Here is a 19632-nt window from a genome sequence, read left to right on the forward strand (position 1 = left end):
AGGCTCAAAGACTGGAGACGCGTGGCAACCCGCTACGACAGGTGTCCCAAGGTCTTCCTCTCGGCCATCGCGCTCGCAGCCGTCGTCATCTACTGGTTATGAATCCTGACCCTAGGTTTATAGACGAGGTGTGAGCTTTGTTGCTTGGGTAACAGTTTCACTTGCTCTATCCACGACCTTTCGTTTTGTGCGACTTTTCCGAGGCCTCGTGCGCCGCAAAGGCATCAGCATAGTCGGGATGCCAGCGTGAAAGAGCCGGGCGATTGTTGATTATGTCACCGGCAGCCCATTCAACGCGTTTGCTGTCGCGCTCTTCGGACACATCGTTGTCCGGGCAGAGAATGTAGAAATCTCCGGCCGACATGCGCTTCAGCAGGTAGTCGATTGTCTCTTCGCTTGTCCAGGCGGCAGCAGGTTTTTCCGGCATGAATTTCTGAATCATGCCGGTATAGGTGAACCCCGGTACGAACAGGTGAGTGGTAATTTCCGTCTCGGCCTGTCGCAATTCGTGCGCCAGCATTTCAGTCATGACCTTCACGGCAGCTTTGCTGGTATTGTAAGCGGGGTTTCCGGGCGGTGTGGTGATGCCCTGTTTAGACCCGGTGTTGATCACCACAGCGGGGCGCGCCGCTTTGAACATGCGCGGCAGGAAAGCATGCACGCCATTCATGACCCCAAAAAGATTGACCTCTAGCACTTTGCGCCAATTCTCCGCGTTTTCCCAACTGTTGGTCGGCAGCGCGATACCGGCATTGTTCATTAGGACAGCTATCTCGCCGAGCGCAAAAGCTTGATCCGCCAAGGCATTCACGGCGGTGGTGTCGGTGACATCAGTCGGAATTGCCTGAACAGTTGCGGACGAGCCGGCCAGATCGCGCAATTCCGCCTCGGCTCTGTCTAATGCCTCACCAGCCAGGTCGACCAGCACAACCCCCAGACCGTCTTGTACAAAGCGTTGGGCTGCGGCTTTGCCCACGCCGTTTGCCGCCCCGGTTACAACGGCCAAGCCGCCTTTTGCAATCGCTTCGCTGTACATGGATCATCAGCTCTTTCTGTGAACGACTGAGTGGCCCTTCAGGGTGCCATCTTTTCCTTGAGACCACCGATGAACGTCTCGTCATCTTGTTGCTTACGCGCAACGAGCAGCTCTTCAGCATCAGGCCCTGCGCGAAAGCGCAGGCGGTTTCCGGTCTCGTTGGCCGCATCCCAAATGACCTTTGCGACAGTTTCAGGCGCAGAAGGGTTCGCGGCCAGCTTGCCAAACAGGCGCCCCATGGCTTCAGCCATTGGCGCGTAGTCCGGCAGCTTCTCATCCATGGCGAAATCGAAAGAACTGCCTCCAAAGTTGGTTCTTATCATGCCCGGTTGGACAATTCGGACCCGAATGCCAAGGGGCTCCAGCTCGTAGTGTAGTGACTCCGAAAGCCCCTCAACTGCAAACTTTGTGCCGTGATAAAGCGCGCCAAGTGGAAATGTGATCTGCCCGCCAATGGACGAGATATTGATGACCGTGCCCGACCGGTTCTGACGAAAATGGGGCAGAACGGCCTTGGTCACTTCCATCAACCCAATCACGTTGGTATCAAACTGACGCCGAATGCGATCCATCGAAAAGGCCTCTAACGCACCGTAGGCGCCATAGCCCGCATTGTTCAGCAAAACATCTATCTGCCCGAACCGTTCGATGCCTTCGCCTACGGCCGTTGTAATTGAACCCGAATCCGTCACATCCAGTTGGGCCAGATGTACGTTTTCTAACGCGCCGAGCTCGGGGCCGTCCGTGGGGTTGCGCATCGTGGCGATGACATTCCAACCGTTTGCTTGGAAACGCCGGGCCGTCGCTGCGCCAATTCCCGACGAGGCCCCGGTGATAAGAATCGTTTTCATATCTCAAATCCCTCACTTCCTATAGTCACGATAATCACCAAGGCAGGATGAATCTTTCAATATTCTCCAGTTTTCTTGTACAATCCTCCACAATCTGAAGTTTTGGGTAAGTGTTTGCATTGCTCCCTTGGTAAAGATGGGTCGACCCACAGGAGGCATTCATGGGACCTCGGGCGTTATTGGACTATGTTCTCACTCAACTTGATCACTCAGGCGTCACACACGGTGTGTTGACACATAAGGACGGTGGGACGGTATTTCTCACCCATCCGGCGATCACCCAACATGACGCAAATGTCTACCGCCCGCTGTTGTGCGCGGTCCTGCAAGGTGCAAAGGAGGTTGGGACCAGCTCCAGAACGCTTACCGTGCGGGCCGGGCAGTCGCTGATCGTCAGCAACGCGCTGCCCGTTGTTTCAAGGATCACCGAGGCCACGCCCGATCTTCCCTATGTCGCGCTCGTATTCCCCCTTGATCTGGATCACCTTCGCGCCCTAGCTCCGGCCTTGCCGCAGTCAACCACCCACCGTGTGTCGGATCCGTTTTCGATTTGCCTCGCACCCACTGGTGATGACATGCGAGACGCCTTGTTGCGATATTTTCGCCAGTGCGAAACCGAAGAGGAACGACACTTGCTGGCGCCGATCACGGCGCGGGAAATCCACGCCCGCCTGCTGATCGGGCAACATGGTGGCACGCTTCGAAAACTGGTGTGGCACGAGAACACGGCTAGCCGGATTTTTGCGGCGACGAACGAGATCCGATCAGATCTGGGCAAACCCCTTGCCGTCGGAGAACTTGCCGGGCGCGTAGGTATGAGCAGTTCGGCCTTTTTTGAGCAGTTCAAGGCCGTCACGGGAACCTCGCCGCTGCAATACCAGAAAGACCTGCGCTTGCTTCATGCCCGAAATGAGCTGCAAACCACCGGCTCAAAGATCTCAGAGATTGCCTATGGGGTCGGATATGAAAGCCCCGCTCAATTCTCCAGAGAATATGTCCGCAAATTCGGATGCTCCCCTAGACAGGACCGCGTTTCCGAATTCAAGTTGCGAGCTAGCGAGTGATGCGCTGGTCCTATTGGGACGATCCGCGCGCCACGGCGCCGACGACTATTTCGATCAAGTCCAGAGACTGATCGACCATGGCATGGAATATCGTCGAAACGGATCTGCCGCTTATAGCTTGCTTACCGTTGCCGCTGGACGGGCCGATGCGTTTTTTGAAGCACATCTCAATCCTTGGGACGCCATTGCCGGAATGCTCATTGTGGAGGAGGCAGGTGGCAAGGTCGATTTCCCCCCATATTCCGAATTCATTGAAAGAGGGGGGCTGTCTTGGCCAGCAATTCTAAACTTCACGACCTGACAAAAGCAGCCATCTACGGGTAAGATGATTTCGGAGCCGCTTGCTATCTATACCTATCATAAGTTTCAAACGGCTTTGTCGCAAACTTTTGGCTATGCGGCCGAAATGACCACGTGACAAGCCCAAGCCTCACCCCTCTCATTCACACACAAATAACTTGGCAATGCCGTTGCAACAATTACCTGTAAGGTCGTCTTCCGCTTCAGAAGCTATCGAAGAATCTCTCCTGCAAAGGGGGTGAGGCAATGTAATCCTTTGAGTTGGGGTTGCATCCCCAAGGATGGCTTTGTTGCACAGATCAGGGCTTGAGCGCGCTTCCCCTTTCCCTGGACGGACTTTTACAATTCCATCTCAGGATCAAACCAGATCGATAGCGAACCACGCTGCCTAAGCGCCGTGTTGTACGAAGGCCAGTTCCTGGTCTTGTACGTCTTAGCGGACCAACTGCTCATACCTCATAGCTACCCTACTGGATTCAAACAGGGAATCCCTCACGCCAATTGTGCAACAAAGCCTTTCGGAAGTAGAGAAGACCGGGAATGTCAGCTTCACGGCTTTAACCAACCGTTCGTACGCGATGCGGCGAAATAGCGTTTCGAACCCAACCTGTACCCTGGATTTTATTGGTGCATGCGCTTGCAGCAGGAACAACGCTGCAACTGCCGAATGTCTTGTGCGGCCAAGCAGCGGAAAACCTGTCATTCAAGCAAATCGCCGCGATGCTCGCGGCGGCAGCTCACAGTTCGCTCAATAAAGCCATCCTTCGCTTCATCTGCAACAGCTATCGCCTAGCTGAATTGGTGGACACGGGACCGTGGCATATGAACAGTAAACACAACAGTCGCCTTCCAATGGCTTCAAAACTGTTTTGCACGATTTGCATTCATAGAACCACTGGCAAGCATCCGTTGGCATTTCCTCGGATTCGCTGTGGCCGCATTTCGGGCAAGTCAGGGTGCTTTCCAGGACTACAGTTTGTTTTGTCATAGTCTCACATCTGCATGATCAGGTAATCGTTAATCCGTGCCTCGTTAAACACAACGACCCAAGCCACGCCGGTGATGAGAGTCGTTCCTGCAAGCCGCCATTTCAATGTCGGCAAGGAACCGCGCTGATAAGATACCAGCCACGATATCGCGACGAGCGCCGTTGAAATCGTCAGCACATAGTAACTCGCTTCCGCAAGCTTTCCAAAGATTGCCAACCAACTGCCGCCCAGCCCCAGTAACATCATCATCATGGGCAAAACGCAGCAAGTCGCGACGCCAAGCGCTGATAGAGATCCCAAGTAGCTGAGGCAAAGGTATTTCTGCATTCCGTTTCCCTCATGAACCATGACGCGCGGAGTTGTGGAGACAGCGACTTCTCGTATAACTTCTGTAGCCACTACAGGATCAAGGCAGGAAATCTCACATGTTTGCGATTGGGGAAGCATCCCGGCAAAGCGGAGTCGGAATTGAAACTATCCGCTATTACGAACGCGAAGGGATCGTGCCGCAACCAGAAAGGGCATCGAATAATCGACGCATGTACGCCGCGCACGATGTTGGACGGCTTCGTTTTCTACGGAAGTGCCGAGACTTGGGTTTTTCGCTTGCCGATGCAAAGGTGCTTCTCAACCTGTCCGAAGGTGATAGCGAGGATTGCCAATCCGTTAAGGAACTGGCCGAGCTTCATATCTCCAATGTGCGTATGAAGATAAACGAACTTAAGCGATTGGAGGCCGCCCTGAATGAACTTACGGCCAACTGTAACATCGGGAACGTTTCTTGCCCGATGCTTGCGCAGATACGGACCTACTAATTGCACTTGGAGGCTCGCAGTCGCCCTATGCCAACGCAGCATGACCCAAGATTCGGGCCGCGCAAAATCTGCCGTTCGTTAGAGAGGTCAACTCGTTGGTTTAGCAATGTTTCCACCAATCAATGACATTTGTGCCTCGCCGCGGTGTTCTTGTAGCGCGCGGTGAATTCGGACAGTCAGCCCTACCTGCCGTATCTGAGCAATCAATTTGCTGCATACGCACTCGGCAGGTTTTATCACAGAAGCCGACTTCTGATTTCCGAACCACAGAGCAATAATCCTGCTTATCGTTGTCCTAACTTGGGCTAGGCAGACGCAGATCTTCTGTTGCTTTCCATTGTATCAAGACTTGTATCGTGTGTACGGTAAGCCCATATACACAAGGCTCACGTTTTTCTTTTTCGACCTGCTGTCTCCCAAATTCGGCGTTCAGTCTTTCGATTCAGACCGACCACGCCGAGTCGCCGCAATAATGCGGGCGGCAAGTATTAGGAGACTTCGACCATGGCAAATGGCACAGTAAAATGGTTCAACTCGACCAAAGGTTTTGGCTTTATCGAACCTGAAGGCGGCAAGCGCGACGTGTTCGTGCATATTTCAGCACTTGAACGTTCCGGCATCAGCGAATTGAAGGACGGCCAGAAGGTTACCTTCGACGTCGAAGCTGGCCGTGATGGGCGCGACAGCGCCGCCAACCTGGCACTCGCATAGCCTGCTGCGGGCACCCTTCTGGGGTGCCCGAATGCTCAGGGGGTTCCTCAGAGTCGTTGGAGAACAAGTCAGTTGCAACAGCAGGAATTGACCCGGGCGCTCGCGCAATACCGTGTGCCTGATACGAAGCGTAGCATTTTTGAGCTGGCAATCACCGTCATTCCCTTTTTCGCGCTATGGGGCGCAGCGTGGTTTGCGTTATCTTTTAGTGTCTGGGTCGCTGTTCTACTGGCCATCCTGAACGCCGCATTTCTGGTGCGTCTCTTCATCATCATGCATGATTGTGGTCACGGATCTTTCTTTAGAAACCGCACCGTTTGCAATTGGACCGGTCGGGTCCTGGGTGTTCTCGTCCTCACACCCTATGACGTCTGGCGGCAAAGCCATGCGATTCACCACGCCTCAACCGGCAACCTTGATCGGCGCGGGATGGGCGATATCCCTACGTTGACTGTAGAGGAATACCTGAAGCGAAAGTGGGCCGGTCGTGCCGCTTACAGGTTAATCCGGAACCCCTTCTTCCTGTTCTGTATTGTACCGGTCTACACGTTCTTTCTTCAAAATCGCTTGCCCTTTGGTTTCATGCGGTCAGGCTGGCTGTATTGGGCAAGTGCAATGGGAACAAACGCCGCGATTGCGGTGGTCCTGGCTCTGATTTTTTGGACCGGAGGCATGGATGTACTGGTTTATGTATTCCTGCCAACCATGATCGTCGCCGCGTCGATTGGTATTTGGCTTTTCTACATTCAACACCAGTTTGAACACACGACCTGGGAGCGGGAAGAAGGGTGGAATCTTCAGAACGCAGCATTCTATGGAAGTTCTCACTATGCCCTGCCAGGTATCCTGCGGTGGTTCTCTGCCAATATTGGTGTGCACCATGTTCACCACCTTGCCAGCCGCATACCTTTTTACCGGCTTGACGAAGTTTTGCGCGACCATTCCGAGTTGGAAAATTGCCAGCGTATTACTTTGTTCGAGAGCTTTCACTGTGCACGATTGCATCTTTGGGATGAAGAAGGTCAGCGCCTGCTGGCATTTTCCGAGGCTTTGTCGAACGCCAATCTCAAAAAGAGTTTAGTGTAGTCTGGCACGGACCAAATAGGCTTCAACCGTATCACCGCCTAGGGCGCGAATGGCCTCTAGTCGGTGAAGGCCTTCAATCAGCACGAACCGCTTGTTGTCCGCACGTATCTGGATCGGCGTCTTCTGGCCATTCTTCAGGATATCTTCTGCCAGCGTCAGAACCTTTTGTTGATCAAGTGTTTTGGCCCGTTTCACAGGTACATAGATCAGGTCGAGCGGATATGGTTTTTTCTCCAACATAAGCTACGTGTGCGCCTTTCTTGCGTTTATTCCGGTTCGAAGTTCGCTTCAAAGGCAGGCGCTGGACCGTGCGTCATAGAACCGAACGAACAGCATCGCGCAGCTCCTGATGCATGATCCAAGTCGCTGGTTCATCGTCACTTTTGACGTGAGAAAATGCCAATACCTGAGCGGCGCCATCATTCTGTGCCGATCCGGCTTCGGGAAGCTCGAGTTCCAGATATTCTGCAATCGATAGCCCGATTTTCTTGAAGACCTTGACGGACGCCTCGCGCGATTTGTAACCAGCTGCCTTAGTTAACTGACCAATGCTCAGTCCTTCCTTGCCTGCGATTGTAAGTGCTTTGAGCATGGTGACCTGCGCAGTGGAGAGCCTGATCTGGCGCAATGCCTCGACATATTCTCCTTCACTGGGAATGAAGTTGCCGGAGTTCGCCTCCAAACGACGTCGAGCGCTGCGTTTCCTGTCTCGCTCTTCGAGAATTTCTTTTAAGGCTTCAATGGCCAATGACGGTGTTTCGCCAACTGCATCAGCAATCAAACCTTGCGTTTTCGCTGGTGGCTTGGGGAATGCGCGCGCAACGCTGTTACCGCTCAGAATGCCAGCCTTAATCAAGTACTTTCCAAATTCTACTTCGATCACTTCTGATACGTCGGCGTTCCGCGTCTTGCGAACACTGCGGTCCTGAAATGCTCTTTGTTCCAGACCACGCACTGACATCTTTGAGTCAGAAAGGGTCACTTGAGGGGCATTTTTACGCATCAGAGAAACACCACTACAATTACCGCTGCAACAAACACTGCTAACGCTATAGATATCTTAATCCCGTGGGACCGGCGACGCGCCTTTTCGGCTTTGATCCTTTTGCCAAGATTTTCGTCAATCGAGTTATGGTTCACGGCTTGGTCCTTCCGGATTTGTCAGGCGATATTGATTTCCACGAACCTATTTTCGTGGAATATTTTCGGCGCACTTATCGTTCTGTCGTGTGAACGGCCGATTGCATTCCCAACCATCACCTCTCCGATTCAAATGAGCGTTTGAAGGAACAAGGATCGCATCGCACCTGTCCCGGTTTGCGCGAAAACCACGTTCGCATTTCCATCCAGAGTGGGAATCTGGTTCAAGATACGCATGCTGTGGAACAGCCACGGGCTCACAGCCGCTCTCCGCCGCGTTGTAACCTCTGAGGCAAACCCAACCATCCGAGCTTTTTTTATCGCTCAGACGACCGTTTTTTGGGACTTCTATTGCAACACAATCCTGGTTCTCCTTACGAAATCCCCAGTTGCAGTGTATTTCCTGTGCGCCAAACCTGGTTTCGACGTATCCATTTTGAGGTGCAATCAGTTCTTCGCATTTTTCTTCGACACGCTGGAACAGCCGATTGCACTCCCACTGATCTCCGGTTGATGCAAGATAGGCATTTTCAGGAACTCTTATTTCCTCACAGAGATCTCCGACATTCTGAAAACCGTGATTGCATTCCCAGCCAATGCCATAGGAGCTACCCGTCAAATATGCGTTTTCTGGTAAGTCTGTTCTTTGGCACGACCCATTCTTGTTTTCGAAACCTTCGTCACAAACTGATCCATCGGCATTGCCTGCGACTTGGGCAGGAAGCTTTGTTCCTGAGAGCGACACCAAAAGTGCTGGGATCAAACAAAGAATGCAGCGCGTAAACACGATGAATGACTGATTGAAGCGGAGCCTGAGACCTGATCTATCGGCCATCAAGCACGCAATTAATGAGCCATGTGCTGTTCATACGGCGCCTTCTTTCATGGGTCACGCGGTGACTGGTGCATGTCAGGTGACAGTTGCGAATGCTTGCGAGGAACGAGCTCATAGCGAAGACCCCAGCGAAACCCGTTCCTGTGCTGGGCACATGCTACAATTAGTCTGAAGGCCATTGGATCATCGAAGCCGGCAGCATCGCGACGACGAGTAATTTTCACCAATGCACTTTAGTGGTCCTTAGCCAGCATAGAGTCAAGGAAGTTTCCCTCGTCGCAACGCTAACTCCACTAGGGCAGATAGTTTTTGAAACGGCATTGCCAAGTTATTCGGCGAGATTGTTGAGGCTAGATATTGCGCCGGGCGCCGGGCTTGCGTTGGATCACAGCGAAGTGATGTCACCAGTCATAGATCACGCTGCCGGATTTGTGGTGTGACAGCTCGATGATGCGATCGTGGGCACAAACGGTCGGGCCTTCCGCCAAAACGACCAACCGTTCCGTGTAAACATGCCGGCAGATACAGCAGTTTATGAGGCTGGCCGGGCCGCTGTAGCGATTGCGCTCGAGGGTGACCATGATACGATTTAGACGTAGGTGACATCGATGATTTCGTCATCGATCAGCTACAGGCGCCACCGATTTCCACCTCAGATCATCGCGCAAGCGGTGTGGCTGTACGTTCGCTTCAATCTGAGCCTGTGGGAAACTGAAGAGTTGATGCTGCAGCGGGGGATCGATGCTTCTTACGAAACCGTCCTGCGTTGGTTCATCAAGTTCGGGCCGGCGGTAACTCGAAACCTGCGGCAGAGACAGGGTCGTCCTGGCGATGTCTGGCATTTGGATGAAGTTGTTGTGAGGCTCTATTGTCGCGAATATTGGCTTTGGCGCGCGGTTGATCAGCATGGCGTCGTGCTGGACGAGATACTCCAACCGAAACGGGACAAACGGGCTGCAAAACGGCTGTTACGCCGCCTGATGAAGCGTCTTGGTTTCACTCCCAAGCGGATCATCACGGACGTGCTGCGCTCGTATGGTGCCGCCAAGCGAGAGGTCGCGCCGGGTCTGGAGCATTGGTCGCACAAGGGCCTCAATAACCGCGCCGAAAACAGCCATCTCCCATTCCGAAAGCGAGAAAGGACAATGCAAGGCCGTCGCTCTCCAGCAGGGTTGCAAAGGTACATGGCGACACACTCCGCAATCCGCAACCGCTCCAGCATCCCCGCTCGCCGCCGCTCCGCCTGAACAATTCGATATCACCGCCTCGAAGCAATTGACGCCTGGAATGCCGCCACTCAAGCAGCTTGAATTTTATTAAACAGTATTCTTTGCTTGATCGCGAGCTAACGTAACAACACCGGGCAGGTCAGTTTTATTCAGATGGGAAGGTTCAGTTCGGTAACTGTAACTTACAGTTTCGAACCTCCAGAATGTTCTCAATCTTCCACAGTTAACCAGAGGACGGTTAACAAATCTCATACCGTCGGATCTCAAACGAACAACTCACCGAGGTAAGACAATGTCTGGAAGAATGGTAATAAAACCCGCGGCGATCGCAATGACCACAGTGATGGCGTTCACCTCTGTTCCTGCTTTCGCAGCAGACTGGAATGGCAGCTACGTCGGAGCCCGTTTTGGCTATGGGAACCTTGCAGAGGACTTGGACGGCCATGGCGACTTGGTTGGACTTCATGTGGGTCGCGATTGGGGAATTGACGGTAGTTGGGTAGCTGGTCTTTCAGTTGACTCCAGCTACTCCAATGTTTCCGCAGGTATTGGCGACTTGGACAGCTTGAGCCGCATCAAAATTCGGGGTGGCTACTCTTTTGGAGACACCATGGCCTACGTAACGACCGGCTCAGCTTACGCTGCGAGTAGTGCAACCAATGACGAATGGGGATATACAATCGGCATTGGATTGGAGCACCGCATTTCTAATAACGTTTCACTATTCGGCGAAATTCTTGAAGACAGGTTTGACACATCCGGCGGAGACAATAATTTTAGTGTCACCACTGCGACATTCGGTTTGAACTACCGTTTTTAGGAGTGGCAAGCTAACCAAATATATCCCGACTTCACATAATTTATGCGTAGTCGGGGTAATTGATTCTAGGGTCAGGATTAACAACCAGTGTCTGACGTCAGTGCTAATGGGACAGTTTAGGTTGATTTGATAAGAGAGGATTTCTGGCTCATCGTAACCACCAAGGAGTGGAGATGAGAAAGAAACCCGGAACCAAGCAGAGCCACAGTGAGAAGGTCGTAAAGGACATTCGTGGTCCTCCGTTTCCTAAACATAGCGGTGGACCAGTTCAGTGGGGGAGGCTCGGCCGAAAGCAGAAGTTGGGCCAGCGCGGTCAGAGCAGTTGCCTTCTCCTCCTGCGTAATCTGTATAATCGGATTGGGATGAAAGGGTAGCGGCAGCTGCGCTGGATCGGTCCTTCGTTCCGGAATCATACTCGGCCTCCTTTGTCGTTTCCTCTTCGAAACGCTTCGCCGGAACCCCAGGGACGCGAGAACACCATGAAGATCATTAAGCGCAGCAATGGAAACCAGCGGGACGCCCAAACTCAGGTTCGAACACACTGCCGCGTCAAGAACCCACTCCGGCGCCATGATCGCGCTCCAAAGCTACGTATTGTCCATCACCGCGCTGGCGGGATTGAAACACCCGGATATCTGAACCGAAATAGGCATTCCATCCGTAACGCACACGGGAAAGCTGCCCGACATGGGCAGAATGAACGGGTACTGCCCCTGAACAGGAAAAACGCGCTCTTCGCCGGACACGACGCGGACGCCGAAAACCGGGGCGTCATCGCCTCGCTGATCGAAACCTGCAAGCTTAACAACGTCGATCCACATGTATATCTGACCGCAACGCTCTCAGCCATCGTCAACGGCCACAAACAAAGCCAGATCGACGATCTCTTGCCCTGGAACCTCGCTGCCCACGTGTGATCGAGTTACCGTTTACGTTTGAAATCCAAAAACCAGGATCTTTATGCGGATCGCGGGTTAACGTGACAACACCTGCCATCAGCCAAACAGGCGCTAACTCAACGAAGGCCATAGGTCAAAAGTTTGCAACAGATCCAGAAACTTACAAGATTCATAGATTTGGATTCCCAACGGGGAAACCCACGTCCGAACATTGTCTTAAGTTCAAAGTTGAGCGCGACGCTAAAACCTTAGGCCCAAGCCTATGGAATAACCGTCAAAATCCTCGGCGATTACACCACTCAGCATTATCCGCCCGGCCTGAACCAATGGAACACCAATTCGGCTTGCGTCGAACTCGATGCCGACACCAGCAGTTGCCAACCAATCGGTGTCCAGAACCTTTGCGGCATCCCCTCGATAGTACACCAGTCCAGCATCCAGAACTAGGTGCGTGGGCAAGTTGAAGAACCTGACATCTTTCAAAGGATAGCGATGGCGAGAAAAAAGCGTCGTCTGGTTGGAGTTGGCCTTGGCCCCACCGGCTTGTGGTTCGTCAATTGGGTGAAACTCCAGAAACGTTTGGCGAAATCGGTATTCTGCCTGCCAAAGGCCAACCTGGGTCTCCTTGAATACGGCGACAGATGCCCCTAATCCCAGTGCATTCAGGTTTCCGTCAACTGAATCCGCCGACTGCGAATTGACCGGAAGCAACGGGAAGTCAATAATTGAAGCATCAGCCGTAACATGGCCGAATGATACATGCCCGACCGGACGAATGCGCCAGTCGTTTTTCAACGGAAACTCCCAGCCTAAACCAAAGGTTGCCGCTACACTTGCCCAGGTCACGTCCACATCGACACCAGGTGCAATTTCTGGAAAGAAAAGCACCGGGTTGTATTTCTGATAAGCCACAAGCCCTTCAAGATATAAGCCATTTTCGAGCGGGTGATACCCGCCTCGGAGTTGGCTTGATCTAAGGCTTTTTGTGTCGCCTGTTGCCCTTAGAAAAGAAAAAGAAGACATTGTTTCGTTTGGGGTGGCAGCAATACTCAAAACTGACAATGCTGCGCGTGCCGCCGCTTCTGAAGCATCCGGATCAGTACTTTGCGCTGTCGCAGCACAGCCTACACTCATAGCCAAAATCGCCACGCAGGCACGATCTTCTCTCATTTTGCCTTTGAAGGTAAACGATTCACCGAATGACCTCATGCACTCCGGTTAAAATGCGTAGGCAAGCGACAGCAGGGTCGCGAAGCCTTCCGTCGTGTTTCGGTTGTCAAATTCCTTCCCCATGCGCAAGGCGATCTGAGCGCCTGGAAGATCTTTGGGTTTCCAGACACCTTCAGCTCCGATTAGGTTGATCTCATATTTTGAGGGATTGCCTCCGGGTGTACCGCTTTGCTTTGAAACTTGGAATGATCGTGCCGCCAAAAGCCCCAGACTGAAGCCCCGGGCGACTTCTTTTCCAAAAGCAAACTCCAATGACAGGACGTCACCTGGGCGAATATCGGTGGTTTTCTGGCGTCCGAACGTTTCGTAACGTGCCTGAAACGTTGCCGCCCAAGGCAGGCTTGCGTCCTGCTGCCATGTTGATCCTACGAACAGCATGTGGCTCCAAAGGCCCTTGCCGGTGTTGGTGCTTCCACCCGCTTCAAATTCTCCGGTTGGGGCCCAAAAGGTGTAGGATGTTTGAAAGTGCCAGGTATTGTGATGCCACCCCAACGCGATTGGTGTGACAACTGTGTCTCCCAGATGGTAGTCTGTCCCCGACCCGGGTTCAGGCCGCAATATCTGATCTCGGTAAGTCAGGACAACGCCTGCCGCATAATCGGCCCCGAGTATCCTGACGTCACGAAAAACATATCTGAAGGTCAACCGGGCCGCGTTGACTGTGGGCGTTGGTGCACCGATGTCATCTCCGTTGTCATCGACATAACGTTGGATATCGTAGTTGATCCACCCATTTTCGATTACCCTAGTTCCCTGAGGAGGCAGTACAGCAGAGGTTTGTCCCAACCCGCCACCCAACCCGTAGCTTCCCGCAATTGGAAACTGAGCCGCCGCTGTGCCGCCGATTATCGAAGCTGCAATGAATGTCAGAGCGCCGAGAACCGCTGAAACCTGTGTCGAAACATGGAAAAATGCACGTGCTGAATTTGAAGATAGGAGAACTTGCCAAAACCGCTTCATAATGGAACACCTCGCCGCCTTTGTAAGGCGATCATAATCAAATTTGTTTATTTGTTAATAGGCCGTGACTTGCTCCCCACGGTCGTTAACTGTTTTCGTTAGAAACAGTTGAGTGGCCCCGACGGCAGCCCCGACCATTTGACGACCGCAAATGCAATCAATGTTCCTGGATGTTTTGCATGGTTTTAATTCCCTTGCTTGCCGTTGACGCCGCGCACGCGTTTTGTTGTATAATTAAACAAGCAGATTGATGCGGTTGACCTGTTTACGCGAAAAAACCGAGCCACGGAGCGGCCCCGCTCGCATCCATCAAAATCCCTCTCGATTTGGACCGATTGAATGACAGTCGCGAAATCACAGTATAAAGCGCCACGACGAGCAGCAACATTGGTAATGGCCGTGATCGGTGCAAGCTTATTCCTGCTCTTCCTTTCTCGGGACCTTCCCGGCGGGTTGAGTGACGAGTGGGCGAAACAGAACTTCGGGCTGGTGACACGCTACGTGATTGCGATGACGTTGGGCGGGGCGTTCATGGGGTTTCTGCTTGCTCCGATGTTTGGTCGTTCAGGCGTTGGGGGATGGGTTACAGCATTGGTTGGCGGACTTTTGTCAACATTGATTGCAGGCGCATTCGGCAGCTTTCTTGGATTATTGCCCGACCTGCTTGCCGATGGCTGGCAGGCAAGTGATTTCGTTTCAATATTATTTGGGTTTGCGGTTTTGCCACTTGCTGCGGCCGAAAATTTCAGTTCGTCTTTGATTTGGCTGGTAATGGTGATTGCGGCACATATTCTTTCCCTCTTCGAGCGCAGAAAGAACACGGTGCACCGTTGATGCTTGTTGGCCTTAAAAGCTCAACACTAAAGCGTTTCAGGATTAGCCTGAGGTATGCTCGGCAGCCTTGAAGTGACCCGCTCCGGGTTTTCCGGAGGCTCCAAATCAAGGAAAGATTGGAGCCATTAAAAAGACAACAGAGCGAACCGCTATTCACCTGAGACACGTACTCGGGTCGTGCGGATAGTGCTCGACAATCAAGTCAGCTACGAAAGCGAGGCAGTGGCGATCTGGACGAATTCTGTTTTTGTCCCGCCCCAAGTTCTCGCCTACAGGCGTCTGATGGTTCGGAATGTGGAGTATTCGATTTGGCCCTGAATTCAGATTGTGCAGGCGGTACCGAATCCTTTTGGTCTCGCAGATCATGTCTACCTACATCCGTCGCGAATATGATGTGTCCCAATTCCAGGGCTGCGAAAGGGTCGCACTATCAAACCTTGGGATCAAACATCTGGGCCAAAACGAAAAAAGAGGCACCTCCATAATGTGGGGTGCCTCTGAAGTTCGGTCGTATTGACCGCGACTATAGTCCATCCCGATGGCGGAATTGTCCATCCATAATCGTTGCTTGAACCTTGGTCGTCAGCAGCTCTTCGGGGTTATCCAATTCCAGAATGTTTCGGTCCAGAACTACGATATCGGCCAATTTCCCCACCTCTAGGGAGCCCAGCTTGTCTTCCATTCTCAATTGCCAGGCAGGATTGATTGTTACGGCCTCAATCGCCTGCATCAGGTCCAGCGGGGCAGCTCCATTTGGGAACTTCTTAGAGTTCGCGGGGTCCAGGGGGTTCTTGAACGTAACCGCAGTATAGATCTGATAGAGCATACTGTTGGTCGACATCGGCGCGGATGGGTAATCTCCTGCAAGGCTGACGCTGACCCCGGCATCGGCCAGTGGCCTGTATTGAGAAACACGCTCGTTCGTGCGCGTGTCACCCAACATGCTGAGAAAGTCCTGATCCTGCCCAGCCCAATCTACCGAAAAAATCGGGGTGATGTTTACCGGAATGCTGTTGTCGATCATGCGTTGCTGGTCATCAGGATGAACGATCTGATAGTGATGCAGCGCATTGCGCTCGTCCGCGTTGCCGGAGTCGCGCGACGCAAGGATCGCGTCAATCATCCCACGCACAGTGCCCGACCCTTCAACATGGGCAAAAACATCTAGACCTTGGTCGTTTGCGGCCTTGACGACCTCTTTCATCTGATCCGGTTTCACCGCCGAGATGCCTATATTGTCTGTTCCCTCGAACGGCTCCAGCATCAGAACCGCGCCGGCACTCCATGTCCCTTCGGGGTGTAACTTGATGCCATGTACGCGAAACAAGTCACCGTTGTACTTGTCGGCCATTGCACGTGCCCGCGCCGCAAATTCAACCGGATCGGCTGTCGCGTCCTTGTAGGCCGGTTGAACAAATGTTCGCACTGGCAAATCACCGTCGGCGAGCGCTTTTTCAAGCACCTTCATGGAAACCTCCAAATCATCGAACATGCCAGGTGCGTTTGTGAAATTCGGAGTGACAACACCAGGAATCAGTGCTGTTGTTGTGCCGCCTGCGACCACTTGTGGCTGAAGTTTTTCGCGGCTTTCCTCGATCATTCGCTCGGGATCCCAAGCGACCTTCGTATAGACAGGAAACCACGATCCTTCCTTGCCGACGCCCAATGGGTTTCCGTCGTCATCCCTGATCCAGTAAGTAACCCCTGGCACCGGGTCCGGCGTATCTTTGGTGATGTTTCCTGCTTCGAGCGCTTTGGTGTTCAGCCAGGCATCGTGAATGGTGAAGTCGATGATAATCGCGATCTTGTCGGGGATGATTTCATCCAACTCAGCGGCAGTCGGCGCCCCCCCCATAAGGGTTGCATTGTATCCTTGGCCGACAACGATCGGCAGATCCGGGTTTTCCGCCACGTAGTCCCGCAGCATCTGCAGTGTTTCTTCTTTGTCTTTTGCCGCATTCAGATCGACGCCTAGTGTCGACCAAGCGGAGCCAAGAACATGGTCGTGGGCGCTGACATAGCCGGGGAGCACCATCTTGCCGGTCAGATCAAGGACTTCGGTGTTCTCGCCAGTCAAGCTTTCCACGCCATTCACGTCGCCAACATACACGATCTGATTGCCTCGTACGGCAACGGCTTGCGCCTCGGGATTTTCTTTGTCCATTGTCAGGACGAAAGCATTTTTCAAAACCAGGTCTGCGGCATCCTGAGCATGAGCAAGGCTGGCACATAGCGCCAGTACACTGGCAGAAATAAACTTCATCTGTTGTCTCCCCTGTTAGTCGTTCCATCATATATGAATAATATCAATTTGCCATCGATAATGCGGAACTGCGCCACCCTTACTGAACTGGTCCACCGTTATGTTTAGGAGGCTCTGCTGCGAAGTTTCCGGGCGGCCCTCTCGACCATGTTCTTCGACGCTGCTACCATCGGCCTGTATGAACCCGATACAAGTTGGTGCTAGGGAGTGTGAAAGCATTGACCGAAATTCAACCAGATGAGGAAGCGGTCACTGCACAACTCAATCGCATTCTTTCCTCTTCGGATTTCACCGCCGGGCCACGGGTTCAAAGGTTCCTGACCCACCTTGTGAAGGAAGAACTCGCCGGACGTGGAGATCTCCTTAAGGGCACTGCACTGGCAATGGATGTTTTCGGTCGCGACGCCAGTTTCGACCCTAACAGCGATCCCGTCGTCCGGCTCGAAGCGATCAAGTTGCGAAAGGCACTCGAACACTATTACCTGACCTCGGGCGCCGGAGACCAGTTGGTGGTATCGGTGCCAAAGGGGCACTATCGACCTTGCTTCGATATGCGACCTCCAGTTCGGGCCAAGGTAATAAGGACCCCGCAGACGGAGTTGCCCAAGCTGGCTATCCTGGGTTTTACCGGAGAAGATGGAGAAAAGGCGCGATTGTACCGAGACGGACTTCCCGAGGAGATCGCACTTGAGCTGGCGCGCTTTGGCCATCTACGCGTGATTTCCGGTTGGCATGAGAGCGTGATCGCATCTGACAACAACAATTCGGCCCTTGCAGGAGGGGTCGACTACATATTGCGTGGCAACGTTCGCGAGGCCGGTGGGAACCTTCGCATTTTAGTCCAGTTGAGCCGGCTTCCTGATGAGACCTTGATCTGGTCAGACCGGTTTCGGATCGAGTCCAACTATGCCGATGTATTCGGACTTCAGGAGGACATCGCGTGCCAATGTGCGAGACGGTTGGCTGATGCCTACGGTATCGTCGCCGAAGATCTGAACGCGCAATATACCGGCCGCAGTGCTACGGATGCAGGCGTCTATGAAGCGCTTCTGGCGTTTCATGCACACGTAGGTACATCACGACTTGATAGCCTGAAGGAGTTTCAGGAGCTCGCAGAAGGCGCCCTCCGGCACAACCCATCGAGCGGTCTCGCCCATGCTTTGGTTGCGATAGCATTGATCGAAGCAGCGACACTCGGCGCTACCCCGATCGAAGATGTGATCGAGCCGGGAAGAATCCACGCTGAGAAGGCCATCGCTCTGGCTCCCAATTGCCAGGAGGCGCTTTTTGCCTCAGCAGCCTTTACCCAAGCACAGGGGGACACTGCACGGTACCGAAATCTAATCTCGCGTGCCGTCGATGCTAACCCAAACGCGACGCTGATGATGGCATTGGTCGGTGGCTGGCTCGCCAAGTCGGGTGACATCGAAGACGGCCTTGCGCTTGTGCGAGAAGCGCGCGAACGCAACCCGTTGCTGCCAATCTGGGTGTCCATATCGCTCGCGATGGAACCATTGATCGCGGGAGATTACTGCTCAGCCTCCGACCTTGTCCGTGACATCGACGCGCGCGATGCGATCTACGACTGGTTACTGATCGCGGTCACGCATGCGCTGGCCGGGGAATTCGAAAGTGCCCGCGCCGCGATCGCGACATTCACAGAACGCGGCGTCGATCCCACAGACTATGCAGCGAAAATTATGATGGACGATCGGCTACGTGCGCGAATTGACGAGGGACTGAAGAGGCTTGAGGCGAGCCGATTCGTCGAGGTGCGAGGCGAGTAGATAGGTTTCATTGCAAAGTTTTAGGTCGGTCAAATAGATTTGCGATCGCTATGGGTTCAGATTGCCAACTCGTCGGATTGACGAAACGGGCAGAGTCAAGGGGATCTGTTGCTAAGTTTTGACTGCTGACGCTCATAAGTGTTTCGAGTGAATGGATATCAAAATATTGAAGTCGAAAGTCTGTTTATGATCTCCTTCCAAGGCGCACAGTATCCGAAAGATGTGATCCTCTTCGCAGTGTTCTTGAGTTACCCCCTAAATTTACCCGGTAGTCGATGACGGCAGACAGTTTTCTGAACCGAGTAAAACTGGGCAATGGATCGGAATTACAGAGATGGGCTCGGGCTCTCGAAACCCCTACCAGTCACAAAAAGGCGTTGTCGCTCTTGCCAGAAGACTTGCGATCCTGATGCTCGGCATCTGGACACACGAAAAAACTTTTAAAATGAAGGAGGCATAATCAGAGTAACGGGGATTAAGGCCATCAATAAAATGCTCAAAGACTTTGTCTGCACGATCCCGATTGAGATGGTGAGGCGGAAATACTTGAACAATATCGTGGAACAGGAACATCGTTTCATCAAGAGACGCACGCGACCAATGCTGGGGTTCAAGGCCTTCGCTTCAGCGGCGGCAACGCTCGACGGAATTGAAGTGTCGTACATGATCCGCAAGGGCCAAATCAAAACCTTGACTCTGTCCATTTCAGCAGTTCGCTGAGCTCGCCGTCTGACTCACAGGCGATTGCTGATACAACTCGACGGGCTCACATCTTTGCAACAA

General features: G+C 53.0%; 18 protein-coding genes and 5 pseudogenes. 12 read left to right on the plus strand and 11 right to left on the minus strand.

Going from position 1 to position 19632, the window contains the following annotated elements; all coding sequences use genetic code 11:
- Positions 1 to 102, plus strand: a pseudogene (locus tag ACR0ID_RS16600) (IS5/IS1182 family transposase); the annotation flags it as partial.
- 64 nt (positions 103 to 166) lie between these two features.
- On the opposite strand, the gene ACR0ID_RS16605 reads toward ACR0ID_RS16600, so the two are convergent.
- Both ACR0ID_RS16605 and ACR0ID_RS16610 read right to left on the minus strand, forming a co-directional pair.
- Positions 167 to 1036: an SDR family NAD(P)-dependent oxidoreductase gene (locus ACR0ID_RS16605; RefSeq protein WP_480607124.1), complete on the minus strand. Its 870-nt coding sequence runs from the start codon at positions 1034 to 1036 to the stop codon at positions 167 to 169.
- A gap of 38 nt (positions 1037 to 1074) precedes the next feature.
- The gene (locus ACR0ID_RS16610; RefSeq protein WP_480607126.1) at positions 1075 to 1887 is read right to left on the minus strand and encodes an SDR family oxidoreductase; all 813 of its coding nucleotides are present in this window, start codon (positions 1885 to 1887) and stop codon (positions 1075 to 1077) included.
- A 161-nt stretch (positions 1888 to 2048) separates the two neighbouring features.
- Between ACR0ID_RS16610 and ACR0ID_RS16615 the strand changes: the two genes are divergently transcribed.
- Entirely contained in the window at positions 2049 to 2951 is a 903-nt protein-coding gene (locus ACR0ID_RS16615) for an AraC family transcriptional regulator (protein WP_480607129.1), read from the plus strand.
- Positions 2881 to 3252 (plus strand): inositol monophosphatase family protein, encoded by a 372-nt coding sequence (locus tag ACR0ID_RS16620; RefSeq protein WP_480607131.1) that lies wholly within the window; start codon positions 2881 to 2883, stop codon positions 3250 to 3252. The genes ACR0ID_RS16615 and ACR0ID_RS16620 overlap by 71 nt, the downstream gene beginning before the upstream one ends.
- 347 nt (positions 3253 to 3599) lie before the next feature.
- Here ACR0ID_RS16620 and ACR0ID_RS16625 read toward each other — a convergent pair.
- The 3 genes and pseudogenes from ACR0ID_RS16625 to ACR0ID_RS16635 all read right to left on the minus strand — a co-directional run.
- Positions 3600 to 3704: pseudogene (locus ACR0ID_RS16625) on the minus strand (IS5/IS1182 family transposase); the annotation flags it as partial.
- 316 nt (positions 3705 to 4020) lie between these two features.
- Positions 4021 to 4239 (minus strand): GDCCVxC domain-containing (seleno)protein, encoded by a 219-nt coding sequence (locus tag ACR0ID_RS16630; protein WP_480607133.1) that lies wholly within the window; start codon positions 4237 to 4239, stop codon positions 4021 to 4023.
- 4 nt (positions 4240 to 4243) lie between these two features.
- Positions 4244 to 4567 (minus strand): hypothetical protein, encoded by a 324-nt coding sequence (locus ACR0ID_RS16635; protein ID WP_480607135.1) that lies wholly within the window; start codon positions 4565 to 4567, stop codon positions 4244 to 4246.
- Between the two features lie 98 nt (positions 4568 to 4665).
- On the opposite strand from ACR0ID_RS16635, the gene ACR0ID_RS16640 reads away from it, so the two are divergent.
- The 3 genes from ACR0ID_RS16640 to ACR0ID_RS16650 all read left to right on the plus strand — a co-directional run bounded on the left by ACR0ID_RS16640 (position 4666) and on the right by ACR0ID_RS16650 (position 6852).
- The gene (locus ACR0ID_RS16640) at positions 4666 to 5055 is read left to right on the plus strand and encodes a MerR family transcriptional regulator (RefSeq protein ID WP_480607138.1); all 390 of its coding nucleotides are present in this window, start codon (positions 4666 to 4668) and stop codon (positions 5053 to 5055) included.
- Positions 5056 to 5559: 504 nt separating this feature from the next.
- Positions 5560 to 5766 (plus strand): cold-shock protein, encoded by a 207-nt coding sequence (locus ACR0ID_RS16645; protein WP_480473585.1) that lies wholly within the window; start codon positions 5560 to 5562, stop codon positions 5764 to 5766.
- A gap of 72 nt (positions 5767 to 5838) precedes the next feature.
- Positions 5839 to 6852, plus strand: a complete 1014-nt coding sequence (locus tag ACR0ID_RS16650; protein ID WP_480607141.1) for a fatty acid desaturase — start codon at positions 5839 to 5841, stop codon at positions 6850 to 6852.
- Here the strand turns inward: ACR0ID_RS16650 and ACR0ID_RS16655 are convergent.
- The 3 genes from ACR0ID_RS16655 to ACR0ID_RS16665 form a co-directional block, all read right to left on the minus strand.
- Positions 6844 to 7092: a ParB N-terminal domain-containing protein gene (locus ACR0ID_RS16655; RefSeq protein ID WP_480473583.1), complete on the minus strand. Its 249-nt coding sequence runs from the start codon at positions 7090 to 7092 to the stop codon at positions 6844 to 6846. The two genes, ACR0ID_RS16650 and ACR0ID_RS16655, sit on opposite strands and share 9 nt — an antisense overlap.
- Before the next feature lie 73 nt (positions 7093 to 7165).
- Positions 7166 to 7855 (minus strand): hypothetical protein, encoded by a 690-nt coding sequence (locus tag ACR0ID_RS16660; protein WP_480484943.1) that lies wholly within the window; start codon positions 7853 to 7855, stop codon positions 7166 to 7168.
- 183 nt (positions 7856 to 8038) lie between these two features.
- Entirely contained in the window at positions 8039 to 8827 is a 789-nt protein-coding gene (locus ACR0ID_RS16665; protein WP_480607144.1) for a hypothetical protein, read from the minus strand.
- Positions 8828 to 9435: 608 nt separating this feature from the next.
- Between ACR0ID_RS16665 and ACR0ID_RS16670 the strand changes: the two are divergent.
- The 3 genes and pseudogenes from ACR0ID_RS16670 to ACR0ID_RS16680 form a co-directional block, all read left to right on the plus strand.
- Positions 9436 to 10137: pseudogene (locus ACR0ID_RS16670) on the plus strand (IS6 family transposase).
- Positions 10138 to 10387: 250 nt separating this feature from the next.
- Complete coding sequence (locus ACR0ID_RS16675; RefSeq protein ID WP_480607147.1) at positions 10388 to 10876, plus strand: outer membrane protein; 489 nt, start codon at positions 10388 to 10390, stop codon at positions 10874 to 10876.
- Positions 10877 to 11577: 701 nt separating this feature from the next.
- A pseudogene (locus ACR0ID_RS16680) lies at positions 11578 to 11793 on the plus strand (transposase domain-containing protein); the annotation flags it as partial.
- A 222-nt stretch (positions 11794 to 12015) separates the two neighbouring features.
- Here ACR0ID_RS16680 and ACR0ID_RS16685 read toward each other — a convergent pair.
- Complete coding sequence (locus tag ACR0ID_RS16685) at positions 12016 to 12984, minus strand: autotransporter domain-containing protein (RefSeq protein WP_480473578.1); 969 nt, start codon at positions 12982 to 12984, stop codon at positions 12016 to 12018.
- A gap of 9 nt (positions 12985 to 12993) precedes the next feature.
- A complete protein-coding gene (locus ACR0ID_RS16690) occupies positions 12994 to 13965 on the minus strand; it encodes a SphA family protein (protein WP_480607150.1) in 972 nt (323 codons plus the stop codon).
- 339 nt (positions 13966 to 14304) lie between these two features.
- On the opposite strand from ACR0ID_RS16690, the gene ACR0ID_RS16695 reads away from it, so the two are divergent.
- Positions 14305 to 14799: a hypothetical protein gene (locus ACR0ID_RS16695; protein ID WP_480607152.1), complete on the plus strand. Its 495-nt coding sequence runs from the start codon at positions 14305 to 14307 to the stop codon at positions 14797 to 14799.
- 523 nt (positions 14800 to 15322) lie between these two features.
- Here ACR0ID_RS16695 and ACR0ID_RS16700 read toward each other — a convergent pair.
- The gene (locus ACR0ID_RS16700) at positions 15323 to 17062 is read right to left on the minus strand and encodes an amidohydrolase (RefSeq protein ID WP_480607155.1); all 1740 of its coding nucleotides are present in this window, start codon (positions 17060 to 17062) and stop codon (positions 15323 to 15325) included.
- A 218-nt stretch (positions 17063 to 17280) separates the two neighbouring features.
- Here ACR0ID_RS16700 and ACR0ID_RS16705 point away from each other — a divergent pair, with 218 nt between their 5' ends.
- Positions 17281 to 18849, plus strand: coding sequence for a hypothetical protein (locus tag ACR0ID_RS16705; RefSeq protein ID WP_480607157.1), 1569 nt, complete (start codon positions 17281 to 17283; stop codon positions 18847 to 18849).
- A gap of 471 nt (positions 18850 to 19320) precedes the next feature.
- Positions 19321 to 19582, plus strand: a pseudogene (locus ACR0ID_RS16710) (DDE-type integrase/transposase/recombinase); the annotation flags it as partial.
- Between the last annotated feature and the right edge of the window lie 50 nt (positions 19583 to 19632).

Source organism: Ruegeria sp. AL2, from assembly GCF_056540845.1.